We start from the raw sequence: 17124 nt of genomic DNA on the forward strand, positions 1-17124 counted from the left end.
TAAGAGTGAGGAAGGCGAGATGGAAAAACAAAAGACAATCGTCCCATGGTTCAGACGTGGGGACATCGGTGGAATGAGCTATTCCATTACAAATAATATTGTAAATTATTTAATTGTTATCGCAACTTTATCGGGAGTTCTTGGATGGCCGGACAAGATTGTGTACGGTTATGTGATTCCGGGAATGTCCATTGGTTTGTTGTGCAGTGGTGTTTATTATGCATATATGGGACGCAGACTTTCTAAGAAAGAAGGAAGAGCGGATGTAACAGCGCTCCCGTCCGGCGTGTCTACTCCGGCGATGTTCGTAATTTTGTACGGAGTGATCATGCCGCTTCATTACGCATTAGAAGATCCAATGCTTGCATGGTCGGCAGCAGTGGCAGCCTGCTTTATCGGTGGAGCGGTAGAATTTATCGGTGGATTTATCGGACCGTGGATGAAAGAGAAGCTTCCAAGAGCAGCGCTTCTTGGTACAGTTGCAGGAATTGGCTTTATCTGGATGGCAACACAGGGTGTGTTTGATGTGTTTGGTGATCCGTTGGTAGGTCTTCCGATTTTATTCGTTGCAATGGTAGGTATTTTCGGAGGATATTTATTCCCGAAGAAGATTCCGCCGCTTGTAGTTGCGATCGTTGGCGGTATCATATATGCGTTCTGTCTGGGACGTACGACTGTAGATTTCAGCGGAATCGGGTTCTATATTCCGAATCCGGTCAACAGTATCCAGCACTTAATTGATGGATTTGCGATTGTGGCTCCTTATTTGACGATTGTAATTCCTGTTGAGATTTATAACTTTATTGAAACGATGGATAATGTAGAAGCAGCGAACGCGGCAGGTGATAATTATAATGTCCGTGAGACTCAGTTTGCGGATGGAATCTGTACTATGATTTCTGCACTTTGCGGAGGTGTCGTGCCAAATACCGTATGGCTTGGACATGCCGGACTTAAAAAATCCAATGCCGGAATCGGCTATTCTCTTGTATCTGGAATCGTGCTTGGTGCAGCCGGATTGTTCGGACTGTTTACTTTCTTAAGTAATATGGTTCCGCCGGCAGTCTGTGCGGTAACATTCTTGTGGTGTGCGATCGTTATGGTGGCGCAGGCGTTTAAAGACTGTGAAGTGAAGCATTACGCAGCAGTTGGAATTGCGATGATTCCGCCGGTTGCAGACTATCTTTATACACAGATTACAGGTGCCGTAGGACTGGCTGGATATTATACAGAGGTTACATCTTCTGGATTATCTGAATACAATGCAGAGATCACACAGATGATCAAGGATGCAGGCGTGATGTGGAATGGTGTTCCGGGAGTGAAGAGCGGAGCAATCATTATCGGTATTTTGCTTGGAACAATGACAGTATTTATTATCGATAAGAAGCTTGATAAGGTGGCAATTACTGCGGTAGCAGGATATGTACTGGCTTGCTTTGGCTTTATTCATAGTGCACAGCTTGGATTTAATCTGACATCTCCGTTTGCTGTGGGCTATCTTGTAATCGCAGTATTAGCGCTGATCTTCCATATGGGACGAAGCAGTTGGTTTAAAGGACCAGATCATTTTGATTATGTATAGGAAAAAGAAAATCAAGAAATAAAACGCTGGAAGAAAGCGGGGAAAAGCGGTCGCGGGTGCAGAAAATAGAACATGCACCTGCGGCTGCTTTTTGTCTGATGAAGGAGTTTGCGAGGGAGCGACAGCTGCGCTGAAATGTCCGGAGTGCCGGAAGTATGAAAAAAGCATTGGAACAAACTTAAGATTTGTGATAAGATTGAGAGGATTAAAAAGAGCTTTTTAAAGTTAAAAAGATCCAATAAAAAGATAAAATATGGAGGTTTTAAGATATGGAAAGTTATAAACAGGAATTTATTGAATTTATGGTAGAAAGCGATGTGCTTAAGTTTGGGGAATTTACACTGAAGAGTGGAAGAAAATCCCCGTTCTTTATGAATGCAGGGGCATATGTTACAGGGTCTCAGTTAAAGAGATTGGGAGAATATTATGCGAAAGCAATTCACAGCACCTACGGGGATGATTTTGATGTTTTATTCGGACCTGCATACAAGGGGATTCCGCTTGGAGTTGTAACGGCGATTGCTTATAGTGAATTGTATGGAAAAGAGATCCGCTATTGTTCTGATCGTAAAGAAGAAAAGGATCACGGTGCAGATAAGGGAAGCTTCTTGGGAAGCAAGCTTAAGGACGGAGACCGCGTAATTATGATTGAGGATGTGACGACATCCGGAAAATCCATGGAGGAGACCGTTCCGAAGGTAAGAAATGCGGCAGATGTAGAGATTGTTGGTCTGATGGTGTCTTTGAACCGCATGGAAGTAGGAAAAGGTGGAGAAAAATGCGCGCTTGATGAAGTGAAGGAACTGTATGGATTTGAGACGGCTGCAATCGTGACGATGGAAGAAGTTGTAGAATGCCTCTATAATAAAGAATGCAATGGAAAAGTTGTGATTGATGATACATTAAAAGCAGCAATTGACGCATATTATGAACAGTATGGTGCGAAATAGAATCTGGAGGATGTAACATGAATGAAAAAGCATATAAAGTCATGACATTTGCAGGGGCAGTCAATATTGCGGTTGGGATTGTAATATCCGTAATCGGAGTGGCGGCAGGAGTGCTTACCATTATTAGTGGTGCGCGCTTGCTGAAGGAAAAGAAGGGGCTGACTTTTTAGGGAGCTTAAAATTGGGAAAGGGTGCTGAATGATTGAACGCAAAGAAAAGAAAAAGAATCCGTATCCTTGGTAAGATATTGTTTGTGCTGTATGTGATTTTTATCATATATTTTCTGATTTTTTCAGACTGGTACGGACGCACCGGCGAAATGCAGGAATACCATTATAATCTTGAACTTTTTAAGGAAATCAGAAGATTTTGGGAGTATCGGGATCAGGTAGGAATGTTCGCGATGTTCACAAATCTGTTTGGGAATGTGGTGATTTTCGTGCCGTTTGGTTTTTTTATGCCGATGGCAAGCAGATATAGAAGCTTCTTTTCTACCGTATTTTACAGTTTTGGATTGAGCCTTTGTGTAGAAACTTTTCAGCTTCTTACGAAAGTGGGAAGCTTTGATGTGGATGACCTGCTTCTCAATACAATTGGAGGACTGGTCGGATATTTGATTTTCAGCATGTGTGCGGCTGTAAGGAGACGACATGATCATAAAAAGAAAACCAAAAACAGAAGAAGATAGAGCAAAAGCACTGATCAAAGAGCGTGAAAAGAGAAGAAAGAAAATGATTCGTACCAAGTACGGACAAGCACCGCTGAAGCATGCGAAAAAGGGAGTGTATTCCTGTATCTATGCAGTGGTTGTTTTTCTGCTTTTGCTTTTGATGATGATCCATTCTTATATCAGCAAAGGAGAAGTGGGGCTTCTGATGGGATTTGCAGGACTTGGTATCCTGGCGTTATCCGTGATGGGGCTGTCACTTGGTATCAGAGGAAGAAAAGAGCGGGATAAAAATTATATTACATGCAAAGTAGGAATTGCCGTACATTCTGTGTTCTTAGCTGGGATGGCAGCATTATTTATCAGGGGGCTGTTTTAAATGATTGAAGAAAGATATGAACTAGCGGTGGAAAGAATCCGCGTGATGCAAAGTGAGAATACGGTGCCGGAGAAATATAGGGATTATTTTCATCAGATGGCAGCGTTTGTACAGATGATTGATGAACTAAGAACGCAGCTTCTAAAAGGGAGCTACCAGCAGGCAGATCAGAAGGAACTGGCAGCGTGGAATGAGAGACTTTACCGGGATATTTTGGGCGAAGCTTATGAAACCAGTTATGCAAATCCGGCTTATGCTGTTCGTATGCTGGGCGAAGGCTATGGGCAGATATTGAGCTTTCTTTATACAGAACTTCGGGGAGCGATTGTTTATACATTTGAAGGAAAGACGGAATATCTGGATATTCTGTTTGAGTTATTAATCGAGGTTTATAATCAGTTTGAAGGAGAAAAGGTGCCGGAAGAAAGTGCGGTCAGAGATACGGTGTACTGGTATGCCAGCGACTACTGTGATGTGTTTACGGCAGATCGGATTCGGGAGCAGTTGGATCCTTCGGAATCCTTCGCAGTTGATCTGATTTTGCAAAGTGATCTTACGGATGTCCGGTATCTCTATCAGTTCGGAGAATATATCAGTGAAAATGAGTTGGGCACATCCAGGCATCTGGCTTCACTCTCTGAGGAAACCATTCAGAAGATGGCGGATGTTTACACGGAAGGATACCGGATTGGGTTTGTCAACACCGGAAAAGATCTGTCTAAAAAATCGGTGGTCAATATCCGTTATGTTCTTGGGTTTGAACGGGTGATTCACCGGGCAATCGAAAATTTCCGAAAGATGGGGCTTGAGCCGGTGATTTATCGTTCCGGGGTCAGTGTGCTTACCAAGCGTCAGCATTTAAAAGTAGGATATTATGGAGGAGTTGCCAACAAGCAGTATGAGTACGATCATAAGGATGATCAGGCATTGTTCTTAGACCGCAGATTTGCGGAACGCAAATTACAGGTGATGCAGACGGCTTATGAACATTTGAAAGATCAGGCGGCGCAGTTGGCGGGACCGGCCTGCATGGAGGTCTTTGGGGAAGAACCATTTGCGCCGGAATCAAAGGGTGAGGCTTTGAAGCTTACCAAGAAGCAGAATGAAATCATGCTTTCGTTTGACAGTCGGCAAAGCCAGATGGTCAATACCTATATTCCGGGAGATGAGAGAAGTTTTACGATTATTGCTTATCCGGTGCCGGAGATCGGAGAGCAGTATGAAGAAATTTTTGATGAGATCATCAAAATTAATACGTTAGATGCAAGTACCTACGAACGGGTGCAGCAGACGCTGATTGATGCGCTGGATCAGGGAACACATGTAAAGATTCTTGGTGCAAGCGATAACCGGACGGATCTGACGGTGCAGCTTTATCCATTGAAGGATCCTTTAAAAGAAACCATTTTTGAAAACTGTGTGGCGGATGTCAATATTCCGGTGGGAGAAGTGTTTACTTCACCGGTTTTGGAAGGTACGAATGGAGTGCTGCATGTCAGTAAAGTGTATTTGAATGAATTGCAGTACAAAGACCTGGAACTTACATTTTCCAATGGAATGATTGCGGATTATACCTGTAAAAATTTTGAGCGGGAGATGGAGAACAAGGAATATATTCGGGAGAATGTTCTGTACCGCCACCCTACGCTGCCGCTAGGTGAGTTCGCGATAGGAACGAATACGACGGCGTATGTAGCGGCGAAGAAGTACGGAATCGAAGAAAAGATGCCGATTCTGATTGCGGAAAAGATGGGACCGCATTTTTCCGTGGGAGATACCTGTTACAGCTGGAGTGAGGATATCAAGGTTTATAATCCGAACGGAAAAGAAATTGTAGCAAGAGATAATTCTGTTTCACTTAAGAGAAAGGAAGATGTGTCGAAAGCATACTTTCATTGTCATACAGATATTACGATCCCGTATGAGGAATTGGGAAAGATTGCAGTGATCACAAAGGATGGAACCGAGATTTTACTTCTTGAGAATGGAAAATTTGTGCTTCCTGGAACAGAAATTTTAAATGAGCCATTGAAAAATACTTATAAATAAGGTAGTATTTATATGAATAGCTTATGAATGCAGGCGAATACTGAGAGAAGGAAAATTCTCAGAAGGTGCATTTAAGAAGATACAGTGAGAAAGGATGAAAAGTATGCCAAGAGTAGGAATCGTTATGGGAAGTGACTCAGACCTTAAGGTGATGAGTAAAGCAGCGGTTATGCTGGAAGAGTTGGGAATCGATTATGAGATGACAATTATTTCCGCTCACCGGGAACCGGATGAACTGATTGCATGGACACGTACTGCTGAAGAACGGGGAATGAAAGTGATGATCGCGGGAGCTGGAATGGCGGCAGCCCTTCCGGGAATGTGCGCGGCATTATTTGCTCTTCCGGTGATTGGAGTTCCGCTGTCCGGCAAGAATTTAGATGGAATGGATGCGGTCTTTTCTATTATGCAGATGCCGCCGGGAGTTCCGGTTGCAACAGTTGCTATTGATGGAGCGAAGAATGCGGCACTTCTGGCAGCAAAGATTTTGGCTGCGTCTGACGGAGAGCTTTTGGATAAGTTGAAAGCTTATACAGCAAAAATGAAAGAAGAAGTGCAGGCCAAAGCTGCAAAACTGGATGAGATTGGTTATGAGGCATATTTGAATCGTTAATAAGGTTTGAAGAAATATCAAAGGATCACAACACAAAGGAGATAGGGTATGGATTACAAGAAAGCAGGCGTAGACATTGAAGCGGGTTACAAATCTGTGGAACTGATGAAAGAGCATGTGAAAAAGACGATGCGTCCAGAGGTGCTTGGTGGACTGGGCGGATTTTCAGGAGCATTTTCCCTTGCGAAAATCAAGGAGATGGAGGAGCCGGTTCTTCTGTCCGGAACGGATGGATGCGGAACCAAGGTAAAGCTGGCGATGATCATGGATAAGCATGATACAATCGGAATTGATGCTGTTGCTATGTGTGTCAACGATATTGCATGTGCAGGGGGAGAACCATTGTTTTTCCTTGATTACATTGCCTGTGGAAAGAACTATCCGGAGAAGATTGCTGCAATCGTAAGCGGTGTGGCAGAAGGATGTCTCCAGTCAGAAGCGGCGCTGATTGGTGGAGAGACAGCGGAACATCCAGGATTGATGCCGGAGGAAGATTATGATCTGGCAGGATTTGCAGTTGGAGTATGTGATAGAAAAGATATGATTACAGGAGAGAACTTAAAAGAGAATGACGTACTGATCGGAATGGCATCTTCCGGTGTACACAGCAATGGATTCTCTCTGGTAAGAAAAGTGTTTGAGATGACAAAAGAGTCTTTGGATACCTATTATGAAGAACTGGGAACCACATTGGGAGAAGCCCTTCTTGCACCAACAAGAATTTATGTAAAAGCATTGAAGAATATCAAGAATAAAGGTGTAACGGTGAAAGCCTGCAGCCATATCACGGGCGGTGGCTTTTATGAGAATATTCCAAGAATGTTGGTAGAAGGAACTCATGCTGTGGTAGAAAAAGACAGCTATCCGGTACCGCCGATTTTCAAACTTCTTGCAGAAAAAGGCGATATTGAAGAACAGATGATGTACAATACATACAATATGGGACTGGGCATGATTGTTGCGGTTGATCCGAAGGATGTAGATAGAACAATGGAAGCGATCAGAGAAGCCGGAGATACCCCGTATGTAGTAGGTCGTATTGAAGCAGGAGAAAAGGAAGTCACATTATGTTAGACGTTGTGGTGCTGGTATCTGGCGGAGGTACGAATCTGCAGGCGATTATCGATGCGGTGGAGTCTGAAAGCATTACGAATACCAGAATTGTCGGAGTGATTAGCAATAATAAGAATGCATACGCACTGACAAGGGCAAAGCAGCATGGAATCCATTCGGAATGCATTTCGCCAAAAGATTATGCGTCCAGAGAAGAGTTTAATGAGCGGTTTTTGGAAAAGTTGGATGAGATGAACCCGGATTTGGTTGTATTGGCAGGTTTTCTTGTAGTAATCCCGCCGCAGATGATTGAACGTTACAGGAACCGTATGATCAATATTCATCCATCTTTGATTCCGGCGTTCTGCGGGAAAGGATTTTACGGACTGAAAGTGCATGAGGCGGCGCTTGAGCGAGGTGTGAAGGTGGTCGGAGCAACGGTTCATTTTGTGGATGAAGGAACGGATACCGGTCCGATTATTTTGCAAAGAGCGGTGGAAGTCTGTCCTGGGGATACGCCTGAGATGCTTCAGCGGCGGGTAATGGAACAGGCGGAGTGGAAGATTCTTCCGGAAGCGATTGATCTGATTGCAAATGACCGGGTGAAGGTTTCTGATGGCCGGGTAGTTATTACGGAATAGAAGGAGAGCATAAAAGATGAAAGTATTGATTGTCGGAAGCGGCGGAAGAGAGCATGCCATTGCCTATTGTGTGGCCAAAAGTGATAAGGTAGAAAAAATCTATTGTACACCGGGGAATGCAGGAATTGCAGAACTTGCAGAATGTGCCCCGATCGGAGCAATGGAATTCGATAAAATCGTTGCGTTTGCAAAGGAAAAAGAGGTGGATCTTGTTATTGTAGGAATGGATGATCCGCTTGTGGGTGGTTTGGTAGATGAGCTGGAAGCAGAGGGAATCCGCACATTTGGACCAAGAAAGAATGCGGCAATTTTGGAAGGCTCTAAAGCATTTTCTAAAGATCTGATGAAGAAATATCACATTCCGACAGCAGCATATGAGAATTTTACAGATCCAGATCAGGCAATTGCCTATCTTGAGACGGCAAAATTCCCGATTGTACTGAAAGCGGACGGATTGGCGCTTGGTAAAGGGGTATTGATCTGTCAGAACTTAGAAGAAGCGAAAGCTGGCGTCAAAGAGATTATGATGGACAAGAAATTTGGATCTGCGGGAAATGAGATGGTCATCGAAGAATTTATGACAGGACGTGAAGTGTCGGTACTTTCTTTTGTAGACGGCAATACTATCAAAACCATGACCTCTGCACAGGATCATAAGCGTGCAGGAGATGGAGACACTGGATTGAATACAGGCGGAATGGGAACCTTTTCTCCTAGCCCATTCTATACGAAAGAAGTGGAAGACTTCTGTAACCAATATATTTACCAGGCGACAGTTGATGCGATGAAGGCGGAAGGAAGACCATTTAAAGGTGTGATTTTCTTCGGGCTGATGCTGACGGAAGAAGGGCCGAAGGTATTGGAATACAATGCAAGATTTGGAGATCCGGAAGCACAGGTGGTACTGCCTCGTATGAAGAATGATATTATAGAGGTGATAGAAGCCTGCATCGATGGAACGCTGGATCAGATCGACCTGCAGTTTGAAGATAATGCGGCGGTTTGCGTGGTTCTTGCCAGTGATGGGTATCCTGTGAAGTATGAAAAGGGACTTGAGATTAATGGTTTGGAAGAATTTGATCAGCATGAAGGATATTACTGTTTCCATGCCGGAACCTGCAAAAAGGACGGAAAGTTCTTAACGAACGGCGGTCGAGTGCTTGGAGTTACTGCGAAGGGAAAAGATTTAAAAGAAGCTCGTGCAAATGCATATGCTGCAACAGAGTGGGTAAAATTTGAGAATAAATATATGCGCCATGACATTGGAAAAGCCATTGATGAAGTATAGGAAAGAAGAATGGTAGGAAGTATATAGAAAAGAATGAAATAGATGGATCTGATAATAGGAAGAAAGCTTCGTTATTAGATCCATCTGTTTCATTTTGAGGGGTGTTTAATAATTTCCCAGTTCTCCGAGGTAACGGTCGATTTTTTTCAGCCGTTTTTCCAGCCCTTTGGATTTGCGGCTGATCGTATCCAACAGAGATTCGCTTACAAATTGTGCAGCAACCATAGAGTTGAAGAAGGTGTTACTGTCGACGGGAACCGTCAGGAGGATGGTTGCGTATTCTGCCAGAAGGGAGTCGGACTTGTCGGTGATCACAATGATGGTAGCGCCGACTTCTTTTGCCATTTCAGCAGTAATTCTATCGGCTGAGGAGTATCGCGGGAAGCTGAAGATGATCAGGCAGTCCTCTCGGGTAATACTGCAAATGTGATCGATAGGGCTGATGCAGGCACTGCAGGTCGTCTCCACGTTGGGAACCATATGCTTCAGATATAGAAGGAAATAGTCCCCCAGACAGCTGTTCCCACGAGTGGAGCAGATGTATCTGCGCTTGCTGGCAAGGATAAGATCCGCAGCGCGTTCAAAAAGATCCGCAGAGTTTTTGTCAAGCGCTGCCGTCAGATTCTTTTCCGCATTCTGAAAATGGCGATGAATATAGTCTGAACTGGAGTCGAGTCGCGCACGTTTTGCCACGCGCTGAGCCGGTACGGTGACAGAACTTGAGATGCTCAATACTTTATCCTGATAATCCTTCCGAAGAGCCTTTTGAAAATCCATAAATCCGCTAAATCCAAGAGAGCGGCTGAAACGGATGACGGAAGATTCACTGACTCCGAGCCTCATTGCGATTTCGGTGGAGGTCATAAAACAGGCGTCGGAAGAATTTTCCAGGATATAATTGGCGATCATTTTCTGTGTCTTGGTCAGGTTGGCGGTCAAGATGATTTCTTTTAAATCACTCATATTGATACCTCCGGTTATCGCTGTTTTGCTTCAAGAAGTAATTCGTTCTTTTGCTTATACTTAGATTTAATCACGAAACAGGAAAATATGCAAGACAAATTGTAAATGCAATTGACAAAAGAATGACACAATTAAAAGTTTCGTGAAAAAAATAACTTTTATTGATTAATACTGGTATGTGTGTTAGTATAATTTTAATAACAAATGAATAATATTTTTCAAACAAATTCAAAAGATGAAGAAAATTATTCGAAATGAGATCGGAAACTATGAGATGGCAGAACAAATGAAGCAGATTACAGGAGGTATGAAAAGTGAGAGTAGGATGTGTAAAGGAAATTAAGAACAATGAATTCCGCGTAGGTATGACACCAGATAATGTAAAGAGTTATGTGAATGCCGGTCATGAAGTGTATATTGAGAAAGGTGCAGGCGTAGGCTCTGGATTTATGGATCCGGAATATGAAGAGGCAGGCGCTAAGATGATTGATACGGCAAAGGAAGTATGGGATACCGTTGAGATGATGATCAAAGTAAAAGAGCCTCTTCCGGAAGAATACTCATTGTTCCATGAAGGGCTGATCCTCTATACTTACCTTCATCTTGCAGCAGACAAACCGCAGACAGATGCCCTTCTTGATGGAAAAGTGAAGGGTGTTGCTTATGAGACATTGTATGATCCGAAGCAGGGCGGACTTCCGCTTCTTGCTCCTATGAGTCAGATCGCAGGACGTCTTTCTATTCAGGAGGGTGCAAAGTATCTGGAGAAGACGTTTGGCGGAGAAGGCGTTCTCCTTGCAGGTGTACCTGGAACTCCAAAGGCGAACATTGTAATCCTTGGCGGCGGTAATGTAGGAACGAACGCTTGTAAGATTGCTGTTGGTATGGGAGCCAATGTAACAATTATGGATATCAGTCTTCCGAGACTGGCTTATTTGGATGATTTGTTCGGAGCACGTGTTCAGACACTTGTTTCTACAGATGCTAATATTGAAAAAGCAGTGAAGGATGCAGATCTTGTTATTGGTTCTGTATTGATTCCTGGAAAAGCAGCTCCGAAGCTGTTCAAGAAGAAATATCTCAAAGAAATGAGACCGGGAGCTGTATTTGTAGACGTTGCTGTTGACCAGGGCGGATGTGGAGAGACTACAAAGGTTACGTATCATGATGATCCGATCTTTGAAGTGGATGGTGTTGTACACTACTGTGTAGGAAATATGCCAGGAGCTGTTCCGAGAACATCTACAATTGCTTTGACAAATGCTACATTAAATTATGGTCTTCAGATTGCGAATAAGGGTCTGGAGCAGGCATGTAAAGACAATGAAGTTATTTATTCTGCGATTAACACATATGATGGAAAACTTACATGCAAGAATGTTGCAGACAGTTTCGATTGCTACGAATATGTAGATATTAAAACACTTTGCTAATAAATTTTATAAAAAGAGAAATCTCTAAACTTAATTCCTTCAAAGTTGCGAAAGAAGTCCACAATCTTCGGGTTGTGGGCTTCTTGGTTTTGTGCTAATATATGTATAACAAAAGGCACAAAAGATCAAAAGAGGTGACAAAATGCTGATAGAGATTGATTTTAACAGTGATGAAGCGATTTATGTCCAGCTGCAGAACCAGATTATTATGGGAATTGCGATGGATATGATTCGTGAGGGAGATGCGCTTCCGTCAGTGCGCCAAATGGCAGATGATGTGGGAATTAACATGCATACCGTAAATAAAGCATATACCGTATTAAAACAAGATGGATTTATTCAGTTGGATCGAAGGAGAGGCGCGGTGATTGCGATTGATGCAGACAAGGCTCAGGCATTGCTTAGAATGAAGCAGCGTCTTAAGATTCTTCTGGCGAAAGGATGCTGTAAGAATATTTCCAGAGAGGAAGTGCATGCTTTAGTAGACGAGATATTTGACGAGTATAGAAAGGGAAAGACAGAATGAATTATACGGAACAGGCGAACAAGGTAATACAGACTGCGAAGAAGATTGCAAAAGAGAGAAATCATCCTTATGTGGGAACAGAACATCTTCTGCTGGGACTTCAGAAAGAGATTTCTGGTGTGGCAGGGCAGATTCTTTCTTCTAACGGAGTTGAGGAAGAGAAAATCTGGAAAGTAGTGGAAGAACTGGTATCTCCGGTGGGAGAGGAAGCGCCCCTTGGGTATCCGCAGATTAGTCCGAGACTGTCCTATATTCTGGAGGAAAGCAAAGCGGAGGCGCTTCGGATGCGTTTGGATCGGATTGGAACAGAACATTTGTTGTTGGCACTTTTGAAGGATTCAGATTCAGTGGCGGCGAGAATTCTGCTGACCCTGAATGTAAATCTTCAGAAATTATATCAGGATATTTTGGACGTGGAAGGAATTGATCCGAAGATATATCAAGAAGAGATGGCATCCGATGGCAGAATCCGAAGAGATGGCGTGCTGGAACAGTACGGAACAGATTTGACATCGCAGGCAGAACAGGGGAGACTGGATCCGGTAATCGGAAGAGACGAAGAGATCGGGCGCCTGATGCAGGTGTTGAGTCGAAGGACGAAGAATAATCCCTGTTTGGTTGGAGAGCCGGGAGTAGGTAAAACAGCGGTGATCGAAGGGTTTGCTGCCAGAATTGCAGCTGGTGCAGTGCCGGAGAGTATGAAAGATAAACGGATTGTGACAATGGATTTGGCTGGAATGATTGCGGGTTCCAAGTATCGAGGAGAATTTGAAGAGCGGATGAAGCGTCTGATTCAAGAGGTGAAATCTGCAGGAAATGTGATCCTGTTTCTGGATGAGGTGCATACGATTATTGGAGCCGGTGGTGCGGAAGGAGCAATGGATGCATCTAATATTCTGAAGCCGTCCCTTGCAAGAGGCGAGTTTCAGCTGATCGGAGCTACAACGATTTCGGAGTATCGGAAGCATATTGAGAAAGATGCGGCGCTTGAGCGAAGATTTCAGCCGATTACTGTAGAAGAACCGGATGCGGCGCAGTGCCTTGATATTTTGGAAGGGTTGTGTTCTAAATATGAAAACCACCATCGGGTAACAATCGATCCGGCGGCATTGGAAGCGGCGGTGCGGTTGTCCGGGCGTTATATCAATGATCGCTTTTTGCCGGATAAGGCTATTGATGTGTTAGATGAGGCGTGTTCCAAAGTAAGTCTTGCTGGATTTAAAGTTCCGGAGTCGATGCTGCAGCTGGAAAAGACGGTCAGCAGACTGACCGTAGATATGGAAGAAGCGATTCGGAATGGAGATATGCCGGAGGCATCTTTGCTTCGTCAGGAAAGGGAGATGGCAGAAAAGAAACTGGGGCAGATCAAGAAACGTTTTCAGAAGAAACAAGAGCAGCGGGGATTGTCTGTGCAGGAAGAAGATATTGCGGGTGTAGTGTCCCAGTGGACGAAGATTCCGGTTCAGAGACTGGCAGAATCAGAGAGTGCAAGACTTGGAAAGTTAGAACAGACTTTGCATAAGCGGGTTGTAGGTCAAGATGAGGCCGTTGCGGCCGTTGCGAAAGCGGTGAAAAGAGGAAGAGTCGGATTAAAAGATCCGAAGAGACCGATAGGATCATTTTTATTCCTTGGTCCAACGGGCGTTGGAAAGACAGAGCTTTCCAAGGCATTAGCAGAAGCCTTGTTTGGTGATGAAAATTCTATGATTCGTGTAGATATGTCGGAGTATATGGAAAAGCACAGCGTGGCGAAGATGATTGGTTCGCCGCCGGGATATGTAGGCCATGATGATGGTGGACAGTTAAGTGAGCAAGTTAGACGGCACCCTTATTCGGTGATTTTGTTTGACGAGATTGAAAAAGCGCATCCGGATGTATTTAATATTCTTTTGCAGGTATTGGATGATGGACATATTACAGATTCACAGGGGCGGAAGGTGGATTTTAGAAATACAGTAATTATTATGACATCCAATGCGGGAGCGCAGGCTATCATCGATCCGAAGAAGCTTGGATTTAATTCGAAAGAGGATGAATCTGGAGATTACAAGCGAATGAAGAGTAATGTGATGAATGAGATTAAGTTGATTTTCCGTCCGGAGTTTTTGAATCGAATCGATGAAATTCTTGTCTTCCATCCATTGAACGGACAGCAGATGAAAAAGATCGTAGGGCTTATGTGCAAAGATCTGGAAAAGCGGGCAAAAGAACAGCTGGAAATGGATTTGGAGATTCGAGATTCTGTGAAAAAGCATATTGTGGAAACGGGAATGGATAAGAAATATGGTGCAAGACCGCTTCGCCGGGCTGTACAGAACCAGTTGGAGGATCGGCTGGCAGAAGCGCTTTTGTCTGGTGAAATCAAGCGCGGCAGTCAGATTGTTGCAAGAATGTCTAAAAAAGAAATTAAATTTGAAGCAAAGGCTACAAATTAAAAGTGCTTTGCGGTATAATAGGAACAACAAAAGAAGAACCTTAGGAGGATTATAAGAATGGCAGCAGTGAAAGAGCTTTTGAGAGCTGAAGCAGATGGAACCCTTAGTTTTGGAGATTATACGTTGGGAAGCAAGACTAAGCTGGATGGATTTGCGTTTCAGGGAGATCAGTATAAGGTGAAGACATTTTCTGAGATCACAAAGCTTGAAAAGAACGGAATGTTTGTGTATGAATCTGTACCGGGAACAGCGGTTGAGAAGTTTAAAGCGAATGCAGAATTGGTATCCTTTGTAGTGTCAGGAGACCAGGATGCACAGTTCACACTGGAATTGGAAGCGGATAGTGAATATATTGTCTATATGGATGGTGTGAATGTAGGAGACATGAAGACGAATTTAAGTGGAAAGCTGAGTGTCAGTGCAGAACTTGAATCCGGTAAAAGCGTTGAAGTTAAGATTGTAAAAAAATAGAAAAGCAATAGAAAAACGTTTTATGATTGACTGAAGGAAGGGACTGTGGCAGCAGCCCCTTTTCTCTTTATCAAATTTTGCAGATATCAGGGAGGAATTATGGCAAAAGCAAAGAAGAGTATTTTTTTCTGTCAGAATTGTGGACATGAGGAAAGTAAATGGCTTGGGCAGTGCCCGATGTGTAAAGAATGGAATACTTTTGTGGAAGAAAAAATGACGCTGTCCAAAACGGTGGAGGCGGCAAAAAGCAGGGGGGAACTGGAGGTTGTAACGCTATCCAGCGTTTCTACAACAGAGGATGAAAGGATTAAGACTGGAATTGGAGAACTGGATCGGGTTCTTGGAGGAGGAATTGTTCCGGGATCTTTAGTTCTGGTAGGTGGAGATCCCGGGATTGGAAAGTCTACACTTCTTTTACAGGTTTGTCAGAGATTGGCGGAAAACAAGAAGAAGGTGTTGTACATATCGGGGGAAGAATCTTTAAAACAGATTAAACTTCGTGCAAATCGGATGGGAGACTTTTCGGAGAATCTTTATTTGCTGTGTGAGACCAATCTTGATCTGATTCGGACGGTGATTGAACGAGAAAAGCCGGAGACTGTGATTATTGATTCTATTCAAACTATGTATAATGAAGCGGTGAGCTCGGCGCCGGGAAGTGTTTCTCAGGTTCGAGAGTCAACCAATATTCTGATGCAGCTTGCCAAAGGGATGAATATTTCAATTTTTATCGTTGGTCATGTGACAAAAGAGGGGACGGTTGCGGGACCGAGGGTTCTGGAACATATGGTGGATACGGTTTTATATTTTGAAGGAGATAGACATGCTTCCTACCGGATTCTTCGAGGGGTTAAGAATCGATTTGGATCCACGAATGAAATTGGTGTTTTTGAAATGCAGAGAAGTGGGCTGGCAGAGGTGGAAAATCCATCAGAATTTATGTTGAATGGAAAACCGGAACACGCATCTGGTTCTGTGGTCGCTTGCGCAATGGAAGGAACCAGACCGATGTTGATGGAGATTCAGGCGCTGGTATGTAAGACAAATTTTGGAATGCCAAGAAGAACGGCGGCTGGATTCGATTATAATAGAGTGAATCTTTTGATGGCGGTTTTGGAAAAGCGTATAGGACTTCCCCTTTCCGGATATGATGCATATGTCAATATTGCAGGCGGTATTAAAATGAATGAACCGGCAGCGGATCTTGGAATTGTAATGGCAATTGCATCCAGTTATAAGAATCAGCCAATTGCAGAGGACACCATTGTGTTTGGGGAAGTCGGGTTGAGCGGAGAAGTGCGCGCAGTGACGATGCCGGAACAGAGAATTGCAGAAGCTAAAAAGCTGGGGTTTAAAACGTGCTTATTGCCGGAAGTGTGTTTGAAAAGCGTTGGAAAGGTGGAAGGAATAGAGTTGATTGGTATAAAAAGCGTTGTTCAGGCAATGAAGTTAATCTAATAAATACAGATAATAAATAAAAAAACTAAAAAAAGCAAGGGTAAATAAAAATAAAATTAAAATATAAAGACAAAATAAAAAAATAAAACAAATTGCTTGACAAATAAAGCTCTTGGTGGTAGTATAAAGATAACAAATAACAGTAATGAAACGTAAGACAAACGCGAGTTGTAAACGATCAGATGTTATTTGCTTAGTAATCATCTTATAGATGTAAATCAGTGTTCAAGAAAAAGAATGTACATTCAGAATGGACGACTGAAATCTATGAAAGGAAGGTACGGACCACCAAGAATTTAAAATTTAAGTTGGAGACGTAAGAAAGAGGTAAAAAATGACAGAGCCAGTAAAATAAGGGCGGGTATCAATGGAAAAGTTGGTATCCGCTCTTATTATTAAAATAACTATATTGAAATAGTTATGAAATAGCACATGAGGAAGATACAACTAAAAAAATGGTAAAACAATACAAGAAATAGCGGTTTGGAAGAGTTGAATTGTATCAATTGTCTAAAATGAAGAAAAAATAAAAATAACATTGACAATTCAAAACATCCGTGGTAATCTAATATAGCTGTCGCGAGAGAGCGCTTCTGAGAAACGCAAGAGCGAC

The 17124-nt window shown here is 43.1% G+C and carries 16 protein-coding genes; 15 read left to right on the forward strand and 1 reads right to left on the reverse strand.

Annotation, left to right across the window (positions count from 1 at the left end; genetic code table 11):
- Nucleotides 1-19 precede the first annotated feature (19 nt).
- The 10 genes from C0979_RS09975 to purD all read left to right on the forward strand — a co-directional run bounded on the left by C0979_RS09975 (nt 20) and on the right by purD (nt 9225).
- The gene (locus C0979_RS09975) at nt 20-1585 is read left to right on the forward strand and encodes a xanthine/uracil/vitamin C permease (protein WP_101695835.1); all 1566 of its coding nucleotides are present in this window, start codon (nt 20-22) and stop codon (nt 1583-1585) included.
- A 269-nt stretch (nt 1586-1854) separates the two neighbouring features.
- Entirely contained in the window at nt 1855-2535 is a 681-nt protein-coding gene (gene pyrE, locus C0979_RS09980) for an orotate phosphoribosyltransferase (protein ID WP_101695836.1), read from the forward strand.
- A gap of 17 nt (nt 2536-2552) precedes the next feature.
- The gene (locus tag C0979_RS12030) at nt 2553-2705 is read left to right on the forward strand and encodes a hypothetical protein (RefSeq protein ID WP_173814679.1); all 153 of its coding nucleotides are present in this window, start codon (nt 2553-2555) and stop codon (nt 2703-2705) included.
- 32 nt (nt 2706-2737) lie between these two features.
- Nucleotides 2738-3223 (forward strand): VanZ family protein, encoded by a 486-nt coding sequence (locus tag C0979_RS09985; RefSeq protein ID WP_101695837.1) that lies wholly within the window; start codon nt 2738-2740, stop codon nt 3221-3223.
- The gene (locus tag C0979_RS09990; RefSeq protein WP_101695838.1) at nt 3186-3581 is read left to right on the forward strand and encodes a DUF6142 family protein; all 396 of its coding nucleotides are present in this window, start codon (nt 3186-3188) and stop codon (nt 3579-3581) included. The genes C0979_RS09985 and C0979_RS09990 overlap by 38 nt, the downstream gene beginning before the upstream one ends.
- On the forward strand, nt 3582-5630 hold the full coding sequence (locus tag C0979_RS09995; RefSeq protein ID WP_101695839.1) for an aminopeptidase: 2049 nt from the start codon (nt 3582-3584) through the stop codon (nt 5628-5630). It abuts the gene before it with no gap.
- 103 nt (nt 5631-5733) lie between these two features.
- Nucleotides 5734-6243: a 5-(carboxyamino)imidazole ribonucleotide mutase gene (purE, locus tag C0979_RS10000; RefSeq protein ID WP_101695840.1), complete on the forward strand. Its 510-nt coding sequence runs from the start codon at nt 5734-5736 to the stop codon at nt 6241-6243.
- 48 nt (nt 6244-6291) lie between these two features.
- A complete protein-coding gene (gene purM, locus C0979_RS10005; protein ID WP_101695841.1) occupies nt 6292-7317 on the forward strand; it encodes a phosphoribosylformylglycinamidine cyclo-ligase in 1026 nt (341 codons plus the stop codon).
- Complete coding sequence (gene purN, locus C0979_RS10010; RefSeq protein WP_101695842.1) at nt 7311-7937, forward strand: phosphoribosylglycinamide formyltransferase; 627 nt, start codon at nt 7311-7313, stop codon at nt 7935-7937. The genes purM and purN overlap by 7 nt, the downstream gene beginning before the upstream one ends.
- A gap of 16 nt (nt 7938-7953) precedes the next feature.
- Nucleotides 7954-9225, forward strand: a complete 1272-nt coding sequence (gene purD / locus C0979_RS10015) for a phosphoribosylamine--glycine ligase (RefSeq protein WP_101695843.1) — start codon at nt 7954-7956, stop codon at nt 9223-9225.
- Between the two features lie 105 nt (nt 9226-9330).
- Here the strand turns inward: purD and C0979_RS10020 are convergent, their stop codons facing one another.
- Nucleotides 9331-10188, reverse strand: a complete 858-nt coding sequence (locus tag C0979_RS10020) for a MurR/RpiR family transcriptional regulator (RefSeq protein WP_101695844.1) — start codon at nt 10186-10188, stop codon at nt 9331-9333.
- Between the two features lie 314 nt (nt 10189-10502).
- On the opposite strand from C0979_RS10020, the gene ald reads away from it, so the two are divergent.
- The 5 genes from ald (at nt 10503) to radA (ending at nt 16511) form a co-directional block, all read left to right on the forward strand.
- Nucleotides 10503-11621 (forward strand): alanine dehydrogenase, encoded by a 1119-nt coding sequence (ald, locus tag C0979_RS10030; RefSeq protein WP_101695846.1) that lies wholly within the window; start codon nt 10503-10505, stop codon nt 11619-11621.
- 142 nt (nt 11622-11763) lie between these two features.
- On the forward strand, nt 11764-12147 hold the full coding sequence (locus C0979_RS10035) for a GntR family transcriptional regulator (RefSeq protein WP_101695847.1): 384 nt from the start codon (nt 11764-11766) through the stop codon (nt 12145-12147).
- On the forward strand, nt 12144-14582 hold the full coding sequence (locus C0979_RS10040; RefSeq protein WP_101695848.1) for an ATP-dependent Clp protease ATP-binding subunit: 2439 nt from the start codon (nt 12144-12146) through the stop codon (nt 14580-14582). The genes C0979_RS10035 and C0979_RS10040 overlap by 4 nt, the downstream gene beginning before the upstream one ends.
- 57 nt (nt 14583-14639) lie before the next feature.
- Entirely contained in the window at nt 14640-15053 is a 414-nt protein-coding gene (locus tag C0979_RS10045; protein WP_101695849.1) for an endosialidase, read from the forward strand.
- Nucleotides 15054-15152: 99 nt separating this feature from the next.
- Nucleotides 15153-16511 (forward strand): DNA repair protein RadA, encoded by a 1359-nt coding sequence (gene radA, locus C0979_RS10050; RefSeq protein ID WP_101695863.1) that lies wholly within the window; start codon nt 15153-15155, stop codon nt 16509-16511.
- Nucleotides 16512-17124: the final 613 nt, after the last annotated feature.

The sequence above is a fragment of the Dorea phocaeensis genome (assembly GCF_900240315.1).
Classification (GTDB): domain Bacteria; phylum Bacillota; class Clostridia; order Lachnospirales; family Lachnospiraceae; genus Dorea_B; species Dorea_B phocaeensis.

What these genes read in the sequence shown, in the direction of transcription:
- radA (WP_101695863.1), top strand. Translation starts at nt 15,153, where the DNA reads ATGGCAAAAGCAAAGAAGAGTATTTTTTTCTGTCAGAATTGTGGACAT.
- purE (WP_101695840.1), top strand. Translation starts at nt 5,734, where the DNA reads ATGCCAAGAGTAGGAATCGTTATGGGAAGTGACTCAGACCTTAAGGTG.
- C0979_RS10040 (WP_101695848.1), top strand. Translation starts at nt 12,144, where the DNA reads ATGAATTATACGGAACAGGCGAACAAGGTAATACAGACTGCGAAGAAG.
- C0979_RS09990 (WP_101695838.1), top strand. Translation starts at nt 3,186, where the DNA reads ATGATCATAAAAAGAAAACCAAAAACAGAAGAAGATAGAGCAAAAGCA.
- C0979_RS10035 (WP_101695847.1), top strand. Translation starts at nt 11,764, where the DNA reads ATGCTGATAGAGATTGATTTTAACAGTGATGAAGCGATTTATGTCCAG.
- pyrE (WP_101695836.1), top strand. Translation starts at nt 1,855, where the DNA reads ATGGAAAGTTATAAACAGGAATTTATTGAATTTATGGTAGAAAGCGAT.
- C0979_RS09995 (WP_101695839.1), top strand. Translation starts at nt 3,582, where the DNA reads ATGATTGAAGAAAGATATGAACTAGCGGTGGAAAGAATCCGCGTGATG.
- purM (WP_101695841.1), top strand. Translation starts at nt 6,292, where the DNA reads ATGGATTACAAGAAAGCAGGCGTAGACATTGAAGCGGGTTACAAATCT.
- purN (WP_101695842.1), top strand. Translation starts at nt 7,311, where the DNA reads ATGTTAGACGTTGTGGTGCTGGTATCTGGCGGAGGTACGAATCTGCAG.
- C0979_RS10045 (WP_101695849.1), top strand. Translation starts at nt 14,640, where the DNA reads ATGGCAGCAGTGAAAGAGCTTTTGAGAGCTGAAGCAGATGGAACCCTT.
- purD (WP_101695843.1), top strand. Translation starts at nt 7,954, where the DNA reads ATGAAAGTATTGATTGTCGGAAGCGGCGGAAGAGAGCATGCCATTGCC.
- C0979_RS09975 (WP_101695835.1), top strand. Translation starts at nt 20, where the DNA reads ATGGAAAAACAAAAGACAATCGTCCCATGGTTCAGACGTGGGGACATC.
- C0979_RS10020 (WP_101695844.1), bottom strand. Translation starts at nt 10,188, where the DNA reads ATGAGTGATTTAAAAGAAATCATCTTGACCGCCAACCTGACCAAGACA.
- C0979_RS12030 (WP_173814679.1), top strand. Translation starts at nt 2,553, where the DNA reads ATGAATGAAAAAGCATATAAAGTCATGACATTTGCAGGGGCAGTCAAT.